The organism is Tritonibacter mobilis (genome assembly GCF_001681715.1).
Lineage (GTDB): Bacteria > Pseudomonadota > Alphaproteobacteria > Rhodobacterales > Rhodobacteraceae > Epibacterium > Epibacterium mobile.
This window is the reverse complement of sequence record NZ_LNWY01000012.1, coordinates 23,577-39,873: the sequence shown is the minus strand read 5'-3', so window position 1 is coordinate 39,873 and position 16,297 is coordinate 23,577. Positions and strand designations below refer to the sequence as shown.

At 58.8% G+C, this 16,297-nt stretch carries 14 protein-coding genes; 13 read left to right on the top strand and 1 reads right to left on the bottom strand.

The window, feature by feature from the left end:
- The first annotated feature begins 7 nt into the window (after nt 1-7).
- The 9 genes from dxr (at nt 8) to lpxB (ending at nt 9,310) form a co-directional block, all read left to right on the top strand.
- On the top strand, nt 8-1,180 hold the full coding sequence (gene dxr, locus UB90_RS11425) for a 1-deoxy-D-xylulose-5-phosphate reductoisomerase (protein ID WP_065325873.1): 1,173 nt from the start codon (nt 8-10) through the stop codon (nt 1,178-1,180).
- Between the two features lie 4 nt (nt 1,181-1,184).
- Complete coding sequence (rseP, locus tag UB90_RS11420) at nt 1,185-2,537, top strand: RIP metalloprotease RseP (protein ID WP_065325872.1); 1,353 nt, start codon at nt 1,185-1,187, stop codon at nt 2,535-2,537.
- Nucleotides 2,538-2,697: 160 nt separating this feature from the next.
- Nucleotides 2,698-2,826, top strand: coding sequence for a hypothetical protein (locus UB90_RS23255; protein WP_009177217.1), 129 nt, complete (start codon nt 2,698-2,700; stop codon nt 2,824-2,826).
- Between the two features lie 211 nt (nt 2,827-3,037).
- A complete protein-coding gene (bamA, locus tag UB90_RS11415; protein ID WP_065325871.1) occupies nt 3,038-5,377 on the top strand; it encodes an outer membrane protein assembly factor BamA in 2,340 nt (779 codons plus the stop codon).
- Between the two features lie 50 nt (nt 5,378-5,427).
- Complete coding sequence (locus UB90_RS11410) at nt 5,428-6,006, top strand: OmpH family outer membrane protein (RefSeq protein ID WP_065325870.1); 579 nt, start codon at nt 5,428-5,430, stop codon at nt 6,004-6,006.
- Nucleotides 6,007-6,069: 63 nt separating this feature from the next.
- Nucleotides 6,070-6,552, top strand: a complete 483-nt coding sequence (gene fabZ, locus UB90_RS11405; RefSeq protein WP_005617880.1) for a 3-hydroxyacyl-ACP dehydratase FabZ — start codon at nt 6,070-6,072, stop codon at nt 6,550-6,552.
- Nucleotides 6,552-7,337 carry an acyl-ACP--UDP-N-acetylglucosamine O-acyltransferase gene (lpxA, locus tag UB90_RS11400; RefSeq protein WP_065325869.1) on the top strand — a complete coding sequence of 262 codons (786 nt, stop codon included), beginning with the start codon at nt 6,552-6,554 and terminating at the stop codon, nt 7,335-7,337. Before fabZ ends, lpxA begins: the two co-directional genes overlap by 1 nt.
- A 13-nt stretch (nt 7,338-7,350) precedes the next feature.
- Nucleotides 7,351-8,139 (top strand): LpxI family protein, encoded by a 789-nt coding sequence (locus UB90_RS11395; RefSeq protein WP_065325868.1) that lies wholly within the window; start codon nt 7,351-7,353, stop codon nt 8,137-8,139.
- A gap of 4 nt (nt 8,140-8,143) precedes the next feature.
- Nucleotides 8,144-9,310 carry a lipid-A-disaccharide synthase gene (lpxB, locus tag UB90_RS11390; protein WP_065325867.1) on the top strand — a complete coding sequence of 389 codons (1,167 nt, stop codon included), beginning with the start codon at nt 8,144-8,146 and terminating at the stop codon, nt 9,308-9,310.
- A 54-nt stretch (nt 9,311-9,364) separates the two neighbouring features.
- Here lpxB and mnmA read toward each other — a convergent pair whose 3' ends face one another.
- Nucleotides 9,365-10,510, bottom strand: a complete 1,146-nt coding sequence (gene mnmA / locus UB90_RS11385; RefSeq protein WP_065331970.1) for a tRNA 2-thiouridine(34) synthase MnmA — start codon at nt 10,508-10,510, stop codon at nt 9,365-9,367.
- 157 nt (nt 10,511-10,667) lie between these two features.
- On the opposite strand from mnmA, the gene sciP reads away from it, so the two are divergent.
- The 4 genes from sciP to recG all read left to right on the top strand — a co-directional run bounded on the left by sciP (nt 10,668) and on the right by recG (nt 16,285).
- Nucleotides 10,668-10,946, top strand: coding sequence for a CtrA inhibitor SciP (gene sciP / locus UB90_RS11380; RefSeq protein ID WP_005611705.1), 279 nt, complete (start codon nt 10,668-10,670; stop codon nt 10,944-10,946).
- A gap of 125 nt (nt 10,947-11,071) precedes the next feature.
- Nucleotides 11,072-11,791, top strand: a complete 720-nt coding sequence (ctrA, locus tag UB90_RS11375; protein ID WP_005611702.1) for a response regulator transcription factor CtrA — start codon at nt 11,072-11,074, stop codon at nt 11,789-11,791.
- 176 nt (nt 11,792-11,967) lie between these two features.
- A complete protein-coding gene (ligA, locus tag UB90_RS11370; protein ID WP_065326095.1) occupies nt 11,968-14,187 on the top strand; it encodes an NAD-dependent DNA ligase LigA in 2,220 nt (739 codons plus the stop codon).
- A 7-nt stretch (nt 14,188-14,194) separates the two neighbouring features.
- Nucleotides 14,195-16,285: an ATP-dependent DNA helicase RecG gene (recG, locus tag UB90_RS11365; protein WP_065325865.1), complete on the top strand. Its 2,091-nt coding sequence runs from the start codon at nt 14,195-14,197 to the stop codon at nt 16,283-16,285.
- Nucleotides 16,286-16,297 lie beyond the last annotated feature (12 nt).

The window sequence follows — 16,297 nt, the reverse complement described above, 5'->3', positions numbered from 1 at the left end:
GTTCTAGATGAGAAAAATATCCATTTTCGGTGCAACGGGTTCTATTGGTCAGAGCACGATTGACCTGATCCGCCGGGCGCCGGAAGGCTATGATGTCGTGGCATTGAGCGGTGGTCACAATGTGGCGCAACTGGCGCGTGATGCAATCGAGCTGAACGCCGAAATTGCGATCACCGCGCATGAAGCGCGCTTGCCGGAACTGCGCGCTGCGTTGGCCGGAAGCAACGTGGAGGCCGCCGCGGGCGCGCAGGCCTTGGTGGAGGCTGCCAGCCGCCCGGCTGATTGGATCATGTCAGCGATTGTGGGCGCAGCAGGTCTTGCACCGGGCCTAAAGGCGCTGGAGCAAGGAACGACACTGGCGCTTGCCAACAAGGAATCGCTGGTCTGCGCGGGACAGTTGTTGATGCGAACCGCCGCACAGCATGGCGCGCGCATCCTGCCCGTAGATAGCGAGCATTCCGCAGTGTTTCAGGCTCTTGTCGGCGAACAGATCGAGGATGTGGAGCGGATCATCATCACGGCCTCTGGCGGGGCATTTCGGGATTGGCCGCTTGCGGATTTAAAAACCGCAACGCTGGCGCAGGCCTCGTCGCATCCCAACTGGGATATGGGGCAGCGGATCACCATAGATAGCGCGTCTATGTTCAATAAGGCGCTCGAAGTCATTGAAACCAGAGAATTCTTTGGCATCTCGCCCGAGCAGATTGAGGTTCTGGTGCATCCGCAATCGCTGGTGCACGCGCTGGTGGGCTTTCGCGATGGTGCGTTGATGAGCCACCTTGGCGCGCCTGATATGCGCCACGCTATTGGATATGCGCTGCATTGGCCGCATCGCAAGGAACTGCCGGTTGAGAGACTGGATCTCGCGGCTGTCGGGCAGCTTGAATTCCGCGCACCGGACCTGCAGCGCTATCCGGCGCTCCGTCTGGCGCAGGACGTGATGGCGCGCGGCGGGTTGAGCGGCGCGGCCTTTAACGGGGCCAAAGAGCGGGCGCTTGATCACTTTATCGCGGGTCGCATTGGCTTTCTCGATATGGCCACCATAACTGAACAGGTGTTGGAGGCGCTTGAGGCTCAGCCGGGCCTTATTGACGCCTCAATGACACTTGAAAACGTCACCCAAGTTGACGATCTGGCGCGACAGGCGGCGGATCAGGTCGTGACGCAACGAACAGGATAGAGTTTTGGACGCAGTATTTCTGGTCTCGCAACTGGGCGGGTTCCTTTACACGATTGGCAGCTTTGTCGTGGTGCTTTCGATCATCGTGTTCGTACATGAATACGGACACTATATCGTTGGGCGCTGGAGTGGCATTCATCCGGAGGTCTTTTCGCTTGGGTTTGGTCCGGTATTGGCCAGCCGGGTCGATAAGCGCGGCACGCGCTGGCAACTGGCGGCGTTTCCCTTCGGCGGGTTTGTGAAATTCCTTGGCGATGCGGATGCCGCGTCGGGCAAGGATTCCGGTGCGATAACTGCGGCGCAGAGTGACCCGGAAATGCTACGCAAGACCATGCATGGCGCCCCGCTTTGGGCGCGTGCCGCGACAGTTGCTGCGGGTCCGGTGTTCAATTTCATCCTCGCCGCCGTCATCTTTACGGGTGTGAACCTGAGCCGGGGGCAGATGCAGGAGCCACTCGCGGTGGGGGCGGTCAAAGACTTGCCTGCAGCGGGTTATACCTTGCAGCCCGGAGATGAGATTCTTGCAGTGGCAGGGATTGATACGCCTGATTTCGCTGATGGCGTTGCATGGGCCGCCTTTGAAGACAGCATTCCGGTTGAAAAAGTGCTGGAGTACCGCGTGTCTCGCAATGGTCAGGAGACCATCGCGCAGGGGCCATATCTAACGCCCAGCATTGTAACCGGCGTTGCGCCCCGCAGCGCGGCCTCGGACGCCGGATTGCGCGAGGGCGATGTGATTGTTGCGGTCGATGGCGAGGAGATCTTTGCCTTTTCTCATCTCAAGGAACGGGTTGAGACTGGCGCGGGCGAACCGCTGGAGCTGACCGTCTGGAATAACGGGCAAACGCGCGACCTGATCCTAAGCCCACGGCGCACCGATGAGCCCACTGCCGAGGGTGGTTTTCAAACCAATTGGCGGATCGGCATCGCTGGCGGTCTGGCGTTTGATCCGGCCCGCGAATCTGTGTCGCCGCTCGCGGCTGTCGGGCAGGGGGTCACGCAGGTCTGGATCATGATCGAGCAGTCCCTCTCTGGGTTGAAGCACATGATCACCGGGCAGATCAGCACCTGTAATCTCTCCGGTCCAGTGGCGATTGCGGAAATCTCCGGTACGCTGGCAAGTCAGGGCGCGATGAACTTTATCTGGCTAATTGCGGCACTGTCGACGGGCATTGGGCTTTTGAACCTGTTTCCAGTGCCAGTGCTGGACGGCGGGCATCTGGTGTTCTTTGCCTATGAGGCGGTGACCGGAAAGCCCCCCAACGATCGCGCCATGCAGATCCTGATGATGATTGGCCTCACGCTGATCCTTGGTCTGATGATCTTCTCGGTCAGCAACGATCTGTTGTTCTGCTAAATCTGGCGATGTCTCCTTTGCGTATCTGGCGGGTATCTGGGCAGGATGAGGCGGGCTCGCCTTTCTCCTGCCCAGATGTCGCCACAAATCTTGCCTAGACTGACCCACGGGTGAGCGATTCCGATCAAATCGGGATCTAACGTGAATAGTGGGAGCAAGCATGCAATCGCTGCAGCAATCTTATGCAGGGCTGGACCTGTTGGTCCGCCTCAACGCCGACCGTTTCCTGTTCGTAGGGGCGATTTCGGCGGCGATACTGTCAGGTATCTGGATCGCGTCCATTCTTTGATTGACGGGGGTGAAACGCGGATTTCACCGGGCGCAAAACGTGTTACGTGAAACACTAAAGCAGCGGCATGGTGCCCGCTGCTTTTCTTGTTTTTGACAAGCGGGTCCAAACCCGGTACGCAGCTTATCAAGCTGCTATAATAATTGGGTTATAATTGATGGTCTGGGGGAAAAACGCGGCACTTGCCCGCGAAGTGCGCCGGGAGAGTGCTATGTCCGTTTCTTTTAAAGGCTTTCTTGGTTCTACCGCGCTTTCTGCGGTTCTTGCGGTTGGGCTTGGAATAGCGCCTCTGCCGGTTCAGTCCCAAGAGTACCGTTTCACTAACGTGCGCGTCGAAGGGAACCAGAGAATCCAAAGCTCGACCATCGTTGCCTACACCGGGCTGTCGAGTGGCGAGCGGGTGAGCGGTGGTGCGTTGAATGATGCCTATCGCGGCGTGTTCGACAGCGGATTGTTCGAGTCGGTTGAACTGGTTCCGCGTGGCAATACGCTGGTGATCAAAGTGGTCGAATATCCGACCATCAGCCGGATCAATTTTGAAGGCAACAAACGCCTCAAAGATGATGCTTTGGCCGAGGTGATTCAGTCTTCGCCCCGTCGTGTGTTCAGTGCCGATCAGGCGGAGCGCGACGCTGGCGCGATTGCGGAGCTTTATCGCGCACAGGGGCGTTTGGCCTCGCGTGTGACGCCGCGCATCATCCGTCGTAACGACAATCGCGTCGATCTCGTCTTTGAAATTTCCGAAGGTGACACCGTCGAAGTCGAACGCGTGTCCTTTGTGGGGAACCGTGCCTATTCCGACCGCCGTCTGCGCCGCGTGTTGGAAACCAAACAGGCAACCTTCCTTCGTGCATTGATCAACCGCGACACGTTGATCGAAGATCGCATTCAGTTCGACCGCCAGGTCCTGACTGATTTCTATCGCTCACGCGGCTATGTCGATTTCCGAGTCAACAGCGTCAACGCTGAAGTCACCAAGGAACGCGACGCGGCCTTCCTCGTGGTGGATGTCACTGAAGGGCAGAAATTCGAGTTCGGTGATATTACCGTCACCAGCGAATTTGCCGATGCTGATCCGGATGTGTACCGCAGCCAGTTGCGCGTCAAACGGGGTGTAACCTACTCGCCGCTGGTGATTGAGAACGCCATTCAGACGTTGGAACAGTTGGCAGTACGGCAGGGGATCGATTTTCTGCGGGTTGAGCCGCGTGTCACCCGCAATGACCGTGATCTGACACTTGATGTTGAATTCGCGATGGTGCGCGGTCCGCGTATCTTTGTTGAACGCATCGATATCGAGGGCAATACCACCACGCTTGATCGGGTGATCCGCCGTCAGTTCAATATTGTTGAAGGCGATCCGCTCAACCAGCGTGAGATTCGTAACAGTGCTGAACGTATCAAAGCCCTGGGGTTCTTCTCCCAGTCGGAAGTGGACGTGCGTCAGGGCAGCACACCGAGTGAGGTGATTGTTGACGTCGACGTCGAGGAACAGCCAACGGGGTCTTTCACCCTAGGTGGGTCTTACTCGGTTGATGACGGTATCGGTGTCGCCATCGGTATTTCCGAGAACAACTTCTTGGGCCGTGGTCAGCAGTTGTCGTTCAATATCTCGACTGCACAGGACACCGAGGCGTATAACATGCGCTTTGTAGAGCCCAAGCTGTTGGGCCGTGATCTGCAGTTTGCCATCGACTTGGGTCTGAGCGAGACGGAATCGAGTTATTCGGAATATGACACCAAATCGGTGATCTTCCGTCCGTCCATCACCTTTGACGCGAGCGACACTACATCGCTGCAGCTGCGCTATGGTTTCGAACAAAACGAGATGGAAAGCCGCGGGCCAAATAGCAGCGGTCTACCACGTGTCGGGCCTGTTTTGCAGCGAGAGATCGCAGCAGGTAAGCGCACCACCAGTTCGATTGGCGCTACTTTGACCTACGATAGCCGTCGCACCGGTCTTAACCCGACCGCTGGCTTCCTGATCCAAAGTGGCGTCGATTACGCGGGCCTTGGAGGTGACAACGAATATATCCGCGCAACCAGTAAAATCGTCGCGCAGAAGCTCGTGTTTAATGAAGAGGTCACACTGCGGGCCACTGTGGAAGCGGGATACCTTGGATGGCTCGGCGATAACAAAAGCCGCACCGTCGACCGTTTCCTGCTGACATCGGAGACGCTGCGCGGTTTCGAGCCGGGCGGTATCGGCCCACGCGACATGAGCCCCGGTTATGACGACGCTCTGGGCGGGAACCTTTATGCGGTTGCACGTTTTGACGCGGAGTTCCCGTTGGGACTTCCAGAAGAACTCGGTCTGCGTGGCGGTGTCTTTTATGATATTGGCAACCTCTGGGGGCTTGAAGATACGAATGCGGCTGCTGGCGGTGGTAACGTTGTTGGTCGCGATGGCTCTTTCCGCCACGTCGTTGGCTTCTCGCTTTTGTGGACCACGGGTCTTGGCCCACTGCGGTTCAACTTCTCCAAAGCGCTGGTCAAGGAAGACTTTGACAAGGAACGCAACTTCGACCTGACCATTCAGGCGCGGTTCTGACCCTGTTGCGACGCGTTAGACCACTAAAAATCATCTGGACAGCAGGGGTTGTGACCCTGCTGTCCAGCAGCATTTTGCAAGCGCAAGAGGCAGCGCCCAATGTCGGGTTGGGTGGGTTTTCTCTCGAACAGAACCTCGGAATCCCCAAGAGCTTGCTGCTCACAATCCATTCTGATCGCATGTTCTCCGAGAGTGAGTACGGTCAGCGCATCGCGCGCGAAATGGAAGGGCGCAGCGCTGTCCTAATGGCCGAAAACCGTCGTATAGAGGCGGAGTTGCGCGCCGAAGAGCTTGATCTGGCAGAGCGGCGATCCACAACGGATCCGGACGCTTTCAGAGCGCTTGCTCAGTCGTTCGATCAAAAAGTTCAAGAAACGCGCAGCACACAAGAAGCGAAGTTTCTCGAAATCACCAATGCCCGCGATGAGGCACGGCGTGAGTTTCGGCAAACCTCGATCCCGATCCTTGAGCAGATCATGGCGGAGACGGGTGCCGCGGCTATTCTTGAGCAATCTACAGTTCTCTTGAGCGCTGACTCCATTGATGTCACCGACCTCGCCATCGCGCGAATCGATGCTATCCTTGGGGAAGGGCTCGATGAGAACGCTCCCGACAGCAACCAGCCCTGAGCTTGCTCCAAATAGCTGCAATTGCTACGACACACATCTGATGAAACCAACGGAACGTGACCCATGAGTGCTGACGCCAATCCTGACCTCAAAAGTGCCGATATCGGCCTGATCCAACAGATCCTGCCACATCGCTATCCGTTTTTGCTGGTGGACAAGGTGGTTGATATCGACGGCTATCAATCCGCGCGTGGCATCAAGAACGTCACCATGAACGAGCCGCATTTCCAGGGCCATTTCCCGGGCACCCCGATCATGCCGGGTGTCACCATCGTTGAGGCTATGGCGCAGACCTCGGGCGTGATGCTGGGGGTTGGCATGGATCTGATCGGCACCGATATGCTGATCTATTTCATGAATATCGACAAATGCAAATTCCGCCGCAAGGTTGTCCCCGGAGACGTGCTGGAAATGCATGTGGAAACGGTGCGCGGCAAGCCCGGTGGCAAGATCTTCAAATTCTCCGGTCGCGCCACTGTTGATGGTGAACTGGCGGCTGAGGCCGAGTTTACCGCGATGATCGACCGGGACGGAAAGGACGGCTGATGAACACTATTCACCCCAGCGCCATTATCGAGGATGGCGCCAAAATCGGCGAAGGCTGCGAAATCGGCCCCTTTTGCATCGTCGGCGCTGAGGTGGTGTTGGGCGACCGCGTGATCCTGAAATCCCACGTGGTGGTCACCGGCGACACCGAGATCGGCGATGACACCGTTGTATTTTCATTTTCTGTGCTGGGCGAAATCCCGCAGGACCTGAAATTCAAAGGCGAGAAATGCCGTACTGTCATCGGCAAGCGCAACCGTATCCGCGAGCATGTGACTGTGAATGCGGGCACCGAGGGCGGTGGCGGTATTACCCGTATCGGTGATGATGGGCTGTTTATGGCGGGTTGCCATATTGCGCATGATGCTCAGATCGGGGACCGGGTGATCGTTGTGAACTCTGCCGCCGTGGCCGGCCATTGCGTGCTGGAGGATGACGTTATCATTGGGGGGCTTTCGGGCATTCACCAATGGGTGCGCATCGGGCGTGGTGCCATCATTGGCGCTGTCACCATGGTGACCAATGACGTCATTCCCTACGGTCTGGTGCAGGCCTCACGCGGGGAGCTTGACGGGTTGAACCTTGTTGGCCTCAAACGTCGTGGGGTGAGCCGTGCGGACATCACCGCACTCCGGGCCGCGTTTCAGATGCTGGCGCAGGGCGAGGGGACGTTTTCCGAACGCGCCCGCCGATTGGGCGACGAAAACGACAGCGAATATGTGCAGGAAATCGTCTCCTTTATTACCGGTCAGAGCGACCGCCATTTTCTGACCCCCGGCGGCTGAGAAAGGTCCCGACATGATTGCACTGATTACCGGACGCGGCGCTTTGCCAGCCGAGTTGATCGCACGTTTGCCGGAGCGCCCCATGGTGTGTGCCATGGCAGGGTCTGAACCCGACCTCGTCGAGGCGGACGTTACCTTTCGCCTCGAACAACTCGGCAGCTTTCTGGAACAACTAAAAAGCCAAGGTGTGAGCGAGGTCTGCCTGGCGGGTGCCGTGACGCGACCTCAGATAGATCCGGGCGCGATTGATGCTGCCACTTTGCCTTTGGTGCCGGTGTTGCAGGCGGCCATTGCCGCAGGCGATGACGGGGCGCTGCGGGCGGTGATCGGCATTCTCGAACAGAGCGGCTTTGCCGTGAAGGCCGCCCATGAAATCGCACCGGATCTGTTGATGGATGAGGGCGTCCCGACCAAGGTACAGCCGGGCGAGATCGACAAGGCGGATGCAGAGCGTGCCTCGGTCATCGCCTTTGGCCTGAGTGCAGCCGACATCGGGCAGGCCTGCGCGGTGCGGTCTGGTCAGGCGATTGCAATCGAGACCCTGTTTGGCACGGATTGGATGCTCGCGAGCCTCGCCAATCGTCCGGACGGGCAGGGTGGTTTGTTCTACAAGGCCCCAAAAGCCGGGCAGGACCGGCGCGCCGATCTGCCGACCATTGGTCCGGCCACCGTCGAAGGTGCGGCCATGGCCGGTCTGAACGGCATTGTCCTTGAGGCCGAGGGCGTGATCGTTCTGGACCGTGAAGAGGTCATCGCCGCGTGCGACCGCCGGGGCATGTTCCTCTGGCTGCGTCAGGCCTGATCCCATGAGCCTTCGGGTGTTTATTCTCGCTGGTGAGCCTTCGGGCGACCGGCTCGGTGCCGCATTGATGCGCGGCCTCAAGGACCTGTCTCCGGCTGTGTCCTTTGAAGGCATCGGCGGCAGCCTGATGCAGGACGAGGGGCTCCGCTCGCAATTCCTGATGGAGGAACTCTCCGTCATGGGAATCGCTGAGGTTCTGCCAAAGTATTTCGACCTCAAGCGCCGCATTCAGGAAACCGCCGATGCTGTGGTGGCCATGCAGCCCGACGTGTTGATCACCATCGACAGCCCGGATTTTTCACTGCGCGTTGCAAAGTTGGTAAAAGACGCCAGCGATATTCGCACCGTGCACTATGTCGCGCCCTCCGTCTGGGCCTGGCGTCCGGGGCGCGCGACAAAGATGGCGAAGGTCATCGACCATGTGCTGGCGCTGCTGCCGTTCGAGCCACCTTACATGGAAGCCGCTGGGATGGAGTGCGATTTTGTCGGCCATCCGGTGGTGGCGGAACCTCAGGCGACAGAGGCTGAGATTTCGGCCTTCCGTGCGGTGTTCAATCTGGGCGATGCGCCGGTGTTGCTGGCCCTGCCGGGCTCGCGCCGCTCAGAGGTTGCACGGCTTGCGGATGTCTTCGGCGCAGCCCTGCGTGAGTTCCACGCCAAACACCCGGAGCACCGGATCGTCGTTCCGGCAGCCGCGCATGTGGCGCCCTTGGTGCGTGAAAAACTCACCGACTGGCCCGAGGGCTGTATCGTGCTTGATCCTGCTGATCATGCGGTCGCTGAGTTTGCCGCGTACAAACGCGCAGCCTTTGCCACCGCAAATCTGGCACTGGCTGCATCGGGAACGGTGTCTTTGGAACTTGCCGCCGCGCGTACCCCGATGGTGATTGCCTATCGGTTCAATTGGCTCACGTGGCAGATCATGAAGCGCATGGCGCTGATTGATACGGTGACATTGGTTAATCTGGTGAGCGAGACCCGCGTGGTGCCGGAATGCCTTGGTCCCGAGTGCACCGCCGAAAATATCGCGGCGCGGCTGGATCAGGTGCTGAGCGCGCCTGACGCACAACAGGATGCCATGCGTCTAACGATGGATCGGGTTGGCGAGGGGGGCGATGCCCCCGGCCTGCGTGCCGCGCGCGCGGTCCTTGAGAGATTGCCGCAGGTTTGACGCGACACTAAAGAGTCTGAGCAAATCAAAAGGGAGCCCGGAGGCTCCCTCGTTTTAGTGACCTCTCCAGATCCAGCCACCGCCAAAGATGCGGCTGCCGTTTGGATCATAGAACACACAGGCCTGACCGGGCGAAATGCCTTCCTCGGCGGAGAAGAGTTCCACCTCCGCCTCGGTGTCCGAGATCGGCCGGATGATCGCATCGCGCGGTGGGCGGGTGGAGCGCACCTTGACGCTCAGATGCCATTCCGTGCGGCTGGTAATAGGCTCATCCCCCAGCCAGTTGATCTCGCGCACCGGCACCCGGCGGGTGGCCAGCATGTCCTTTGGTCCGACGATGACCTGTTTTTGGTCCACATCGAGCTTCACCACATAGAGCGGCTCGCTCAGCCCGCCGATGCCAAGGCCGCGACGTTGACCAATGGTGTAGTGAATGACACCGTTGTGGCCTCCCAACACGCGGCCATCGGCGTGCACGATCTGTCCCGGCTCCGCCGCACCGGGGCGCAGTTTTTCGATCACCGAGGCATAGTCGCCATTGGGGACAAAACAGATGTCCTGACTGTCCGGTTTATCCGCAACCGACAGGCCATATTGCGCCGCCATCTCACGCGTTGCGTCCTTAGAGGGCAGGTGACCCAGCGGAAAGCGCAGGAAATCGAGCTGCTCGGGCGTGGTGGAGAACAGGAAATAGCTCTGATCGCGGTTGGCATCCTCGGCGGAATGCAGCTCCGGCCCGTGTTCGCCCATCTTGCGCTGGATATAGTGACCGGTTGCCATGCAATCAGCCTCCAGATCCTTGGCAGTTTCCAGCAGATCCTTGAACTTCACCCGCTCGTTGCAGCGGATGCAGGGCACCGGCGTCGCCCCGGCCAGATAGCTGTCGGCGAACTCGTCAATCACGGCATCCTTAAAAATGTTCTCATAATCCAGAACATAATGTGGAAAGCCGCGCTCCTCCGCGACTCGGCGGGCGTCGTGAATATCAATGCCGGCGCAGCAGGCGCCTTTTTTGGCCAGTGCCGCCCCGTGGTCGTAAAGCTGTAGCGTCACGCCGACCACATCATAGCCCTGTTCCGCCAGATATGCCGCCACAACAGAGCTATCGACGCCGCCAGACATAGCAACGACGACACGCGTCTCGGCGGGAGATTTTGCAAAACCTAGCGAATTCACTGGTGCCTCATTGTCCAGTGCCATGGCGTACTCCTTACGGGTCCGGAAGAGGAGATGGAAAGCATCGAAGAATATAGGAAAATGCTAAGTATTCTCAAGGGGCCGATTTCACTTACCGTTAATGCCTCCACGCCACTCTGCCCTGACCAAGCTGAATACGCATCCTAGTAAGGGCATAGCGATGTTTTTAAAGAAAGTTGATGGCCCCCGTGCGGTCACTCTACCGGACGGAACAGTCATGACTCGTGCGGATTTGCCGCCTCAAACAACAAAACGGTGGGTGGCGTCGCGTAAAGCGGCGGTCGTTCGCGGCGTTTTGTATGGATTGATTCCCCAAACCGAAGCGCTACGTCTCTACAATCTGAGCGAAGAAGAGTTCAGAAGCTGGGTCGCGGCGGTTGCAGACCATGGAGAAGACGCGCTGAAAACCACCCGGTTGAAGGATTACCGTAATCCCTAAGGTAAAAACCGCCGTGTTAACTTGTACGAATTGCGAAAATTAACCATCATGGTAACGGGACATTAACCTTTTCCCAGCAAGGTTAACGCAACCTGAGGACAACAGAGTACAGGCGGAGACCCAATATGCGCATTCTTCTGGTCGAGGATGATCCCACGACGGCGAAAAGCATCGAGCTGATGCTGACTCATGCAAACTTGAACGTATACACGACTGACCTCGGCGAAGAGGGCATCGATCTGGCAAAACTTTACGATTATGACCTGATCCTGCTGGATCTGGGCCTGCCAGATATGAACGGTCATGAGGTTCTGCGTCAGCTGCGTCTGTCGCGCATCGAGACCCCAATCCTGATCCTCTCTGGCGCTGATGACACCGAGAATAAGATTAAGGGCTTTGGTTTTGGGGCGGATGATTATCTGACCAAACCTTTCCACCGCGAAGAGTTGGTGGCGCGTATCCACGCGATCATCCGTCGCTCTAAGGGACATTCCCAGTCGATCATTAAGACGGGCAAAATCTCGGTTAACCTTGATGCCAAGACTGTGGACGTTGAAGGTAAATCCGTGCATCTGACTGGTAAAGAATACCAGATGCTGGAGCTTCTCTCCCTGCGGAAGGGCACAACCCTTACCAAGGAAATGTTCCTGAATCACCTCTACGGTGGCATGGATGAGCCAGAGCTGAAAATCATCGACGTCTTTATCTGTAAGCTGCGCAAGAAACTCAGCACGGCAACCGATGGTGACAACTACATCGAAACCGTTTGGGGCCGTGGCTATGTGCTGCGCGATCCGCAAGAAGATCACGCCACAGGTGGTCCACGGATGGCAGTCGGCGCTTAAGCGCACCGCGCATTAGCGAGCATTAATTTTCTAAACCCCGCCGGGCTGAGCATCCCGGCGGGGTTTTTCGTGTCTTGGATCTGGCACTGGACCTCCTCCATATCGGGCACTATCACCAAGATAAGACAGACACCCCGAAGGGCGGAGCCAGGATGACAGAGCAGGATCCCCGGTCGATGAATGTGACCGATGCGCGCAAAGAACTTGAGGCGCTTCAAACCAAAGTTGAAGCTGCGGATCTCGACTATCACCAAAAAGATGCGCCCACCCTGTCGGATGCGGAGTATGACCGTCTGAAACGGCGATATCTGGCGCTTGCTGAGGCCTTTCCAGAACTCGCCGAAGAAGGCACGCGTGTCGAAAGCGTAGGTGCGCCCGCCGCCTCCGGATTTGGCAAGATTGCGCATGCCGTGCGCATGATGTCGCTGGGAAATGCGTTTGAAGATCAGGATGTTGAGGATTTTGCTGCCGGGTTGCGCCGCTACCTCGGTCTGTCCTCCGACGCCCCGCTTGCCTTCACGGCAGAGCCTAAAATTGACGGTCTGTCGCTCTCTCTTCGCTATGAGAATGGCACGCTGGTGCAGGCGGCGACGCGGGGGGACGGTGCTGTGGGGGAAAATGTCACCGAGAATGCCCGCACCATCGAAGATATTCCGCAGCAGATCATCGGCGCGCCGGAGGTGTTGGAGGTTCGTGGCGAGGTCTATATGAGCCACGCGGATTTTGAGGCGCTGAACGTCCGCCACGCGGAAACCGGCGGCAAGATCTTTGCCAACCCGCGCAACGCGGCCGCCGGCTCCCTGCGCCAGCTTGATGCCGAGATCACCCGCGCCAGACCTTTGCGGTTCTTTGCTTACAGCTGGGGGGAACTGTCTGAACCTCTCGCAGAAACGCAAATTGACGCGATTGAGAGATTTAAATCCCTCGGCTTTCAGACCAACCCACTGACCCGCTGCTGTCAGACCATTGCGGAATTGCTGACGCATTATCACAGCATCGAAGAACAGCGCGCGGATCTGGGCTATGACATCGATGGCGTGGTCTACAAGGTAAACGACCTTGCGCTTCAGGAGCGTCTCGGCTTTCGCTCCACCACACCACGCTGGGCCATTGCGCATAAATTCCCGGCCGAACTGGCTTGGACGCGCCTCGACGGTATCGACATTCAGGTTGGTCGTACCGGGGCGCTTAGCCCGGTGGCGCGATTGCAGCCGGTGACGGTGGGCGGCGTGGTCGTGTCCAACGCTACGTTACACAACGAGGATTACATCGCGGGCCTCGACTCCAAGGGAGCGACAATCCGGGACGGCAAGGACATCCGTGTTGGCGATTGGGTGCAGATCTATCGCGCGGGCGATGTGATCCCAAAAGTTGCTGATGTCGACTTGAACCGGCGTCCCGACGGCGCAGAAGTTTATGCATTCCCGACCCATTGTCCGCGCTGTAACAGCCCGGCGGTGCGTGAGGAGGGCGACGCAGTACGACGGTGCAGCGGCGGGTTGATCTGCCCGGCGCAGGCTGTCGAAAAGCTCAAACATTTTGTCTCCCGCGCGGCTTTTGATATCGAAGGCTTGGGGGCCAAGCAGGTCGAGCAGTTTCACAGCGACGGTTGGATCAAAGAACCCGCCGATATCTTTGAACTAAAAGAAAGATATGGCAGCGGGATGCAGCAGCTCAAGAACCGTGAAGGCTGGGGCGACAAATCTGCAACCGCCTTGTTTGCGGCGATTGATGACAAGCGGCGCATCGAGTTTGCGCGACTGATCTTTGGCCTGGGCATTCGCCATGTGGGCGAGGTGGCCGCAAAAGATCTTGCCCTGCATTTCCGCAGTTGGGCGGCGCTTTCTGAGGCCGCAGATCTGGCACGCCCAGCAGCGCTGGCGCATCGGGCCGCAGATGAGGCAGAACTGTCGGAGCGGCAGACCGCTCAGGCTGAGGAACGCCGCGCCAAGATTTCCGAAGTACGCAAAGCGGCGATTGCCGCTTGTGAGGTTTCCCCCGATGCGCAGGCGGCCTGGGACGATTTGATCAGCGTCGATGGGCTTGGCCCGACTGTCGCGCTGTCGTTTTCCGATGCCTTTGCCAACCCCGAAGAACGCGCGGCCTTTGACCGGCTGATAGCGCATCTGGAGGTGATCGAACCGGACGCCCCGACAGAGGACAGCCCTGTCGCGGGCAAGACCGTGGTGTTTACTGGCACGCTGGAGAAAATGACCCGCGCCGAAGCCAAGGCCCGTGCAGAAGCCTTGGGTGCGAAGGTATCTGGCTCGGTGTCCAAAAAGACCGATATTCTGGTGGCCGGTCCGGGTGCCGGGTCCAAGGCGACCAAAGCAGCAGAGCTTGGCGTTCGAACCATGGATGAGGATCAATGGCTGGACTTGATCGGGCAGGCGTGAGCACATCATGAGCGGACGTCCGGAACAACTGTTCCCGCTTTTTGCGGAATTAGAAACTTTGCAAGGTGTCGGGCCGAAAATCGCCGAGCACTTTGCACAGTTGCAGATCACGGCACCACGGGATCTGTTGTTCTCTCTGCCCTATAGCCTTGTGGATCGGCGTCGGCGCGAGACCATTCGAGGGCTTGAGTTACCTACGACGGCGACGGTTGAGATCACGGTCGGACGCCATCGCCCCGCGCGCAACAAGGGCGGGGCCTACCGGATCGATGTGGCGGATCAGGAAACGGAGTTTCAACTGGTCTTTTTCCACGGGCGCAGCCGCTATCTGACCGCGCAATTGCCGGAAGGGTCCCGCCGTGTGGTTTCGGGCAAGCTGGAACTGTTCGACGGCATGGCGCAGATGGTCCACCCGGATCACATGCTGCCGCTGGAGGAGGCGGGCGATATTCCGGATTTCGAACCGGTGTATCACCTGACCCACGGCATCACGCAGAAAACCATGTTCAAGGCGGTGCAGAGCGCCTTGCAAAGGGTGCCCGAACTCACCGAATGGATGGATGCATCCTATAAGACCAAACGGGGCTGGGCGGATTGGCACGAGGCCATCGCCACAGCCCATGCGCCGGGGCACCTGAGCGATCTGGAGCCCGAAGCCCCGTCGCGGGCCCGGCTTGCCTATGATGAGTTGTTCGCCCATCAACTGACGCTGGCCATTGCCCGCTCGATGGAGCGTGAACAGCCGGGGCGCAGCTCAGTCGCCACGGGAAAACTGCAAAGCAAAGTGCTCTCTGCACTGCCGTATAAGCCCACGGGCGCACAGGGGCGCGCGATTGAAGAAATCACCGCCGATATGGCCTCCGGGCGGCGTATGAACCGGTTGCTGCAAGGCGATGTCGGGGCGGGCAAGACGCTGGTGGCCTTTATGGCGCTGCTGGTGGCCGTGGAGGCTGGTGGCCAGGGTGTGATGATGGCGCCGACAGAAATCCTTGCGCGTCAACACCTTGAGGGGCTGAAACCCCTGGCCGATGATGCGGGAGTGGTGCTTGAGATCCTGACCGGGCGTGACAAGGGCAAGGACCGGCGCGCCAAGACCGAGGCGCTGCAACGTGGCGATATTCATATCCTTGTCGGCACCCACGCGGTGTTTCAGCAGGATGTTGTCTTTGACGATTTGCGGCTGGTCATTGTCGACGAACAGCACCGCTTTGGTGTGCGGCAACGGATGGAACTGGCCGAAAAGGGCAAGCGTGCCGATGTGCTGGTGATGACCGCGACGCCGATCCCGCGCTCGCTGGCGTTGACCCAATACGGCGATATGGAGGTCTCGATCCTCGACGAGAAGCCACCGGGACGTAAACCGATCAAGACCGCGATCCTCAGCACCGAACGTATGTCCGAGGTGGTGGACCACCTGCGCCGCGCCATTGCCGAGGGACGGCAGTGTTACTGGGTCTGTCCGCTGGTCGAAGAATCCGAGGTCATGGATCTGACCGCTGCCGATGAGCGGTTCAAACACCTGCGGGCGGTGCTGGGCGATGATGTGGTGGGGCTGGTGCATGGTCAGATGCCCCCGGCAGAAAAAGACGCGGCCATGGCCGCTTTTCAGGAGGGGCGCACCCGGGTTCTGGTCGCAACGACGGTGATCGAGGTGGGGGTGAATGTGCCCAATGCCTCCATCATGGTGATTGAGCGTGCCGAAATCTTTGGCCTTGCGCAATTGCACCAGCTGCGCGGACGTGTCGGGCGCGGTACGGCTCAATCCACCTGTCTGTTGATGTATCAGCCACCGCTCACCGAGGGCGGGCGCAGGCGGCTTGAGGTGCTGCGCGAGAGCGAGGATGGTTTTGTCATTGCCGAAACAGACCTTCAGATGCGTGGCGCGGGGGATGTCATCGGCACCGCCCAATCCGGCCTGCCGCGTTTCCGGATCGCGGATCTGGAACGACAAGCGGATCTGATGGCAATCGCCCAGAGTGATGCACGCGCCCTGATGACCTCTGATCCGGATTTGACCAGTGACCGGGGGCGCGCGGCGCGCACGCTGTTGTGGCTGTTGCGTCAGGATGAGGCTATCCGACTGATTTCAGTGGGATAATCTGCCCCTCCG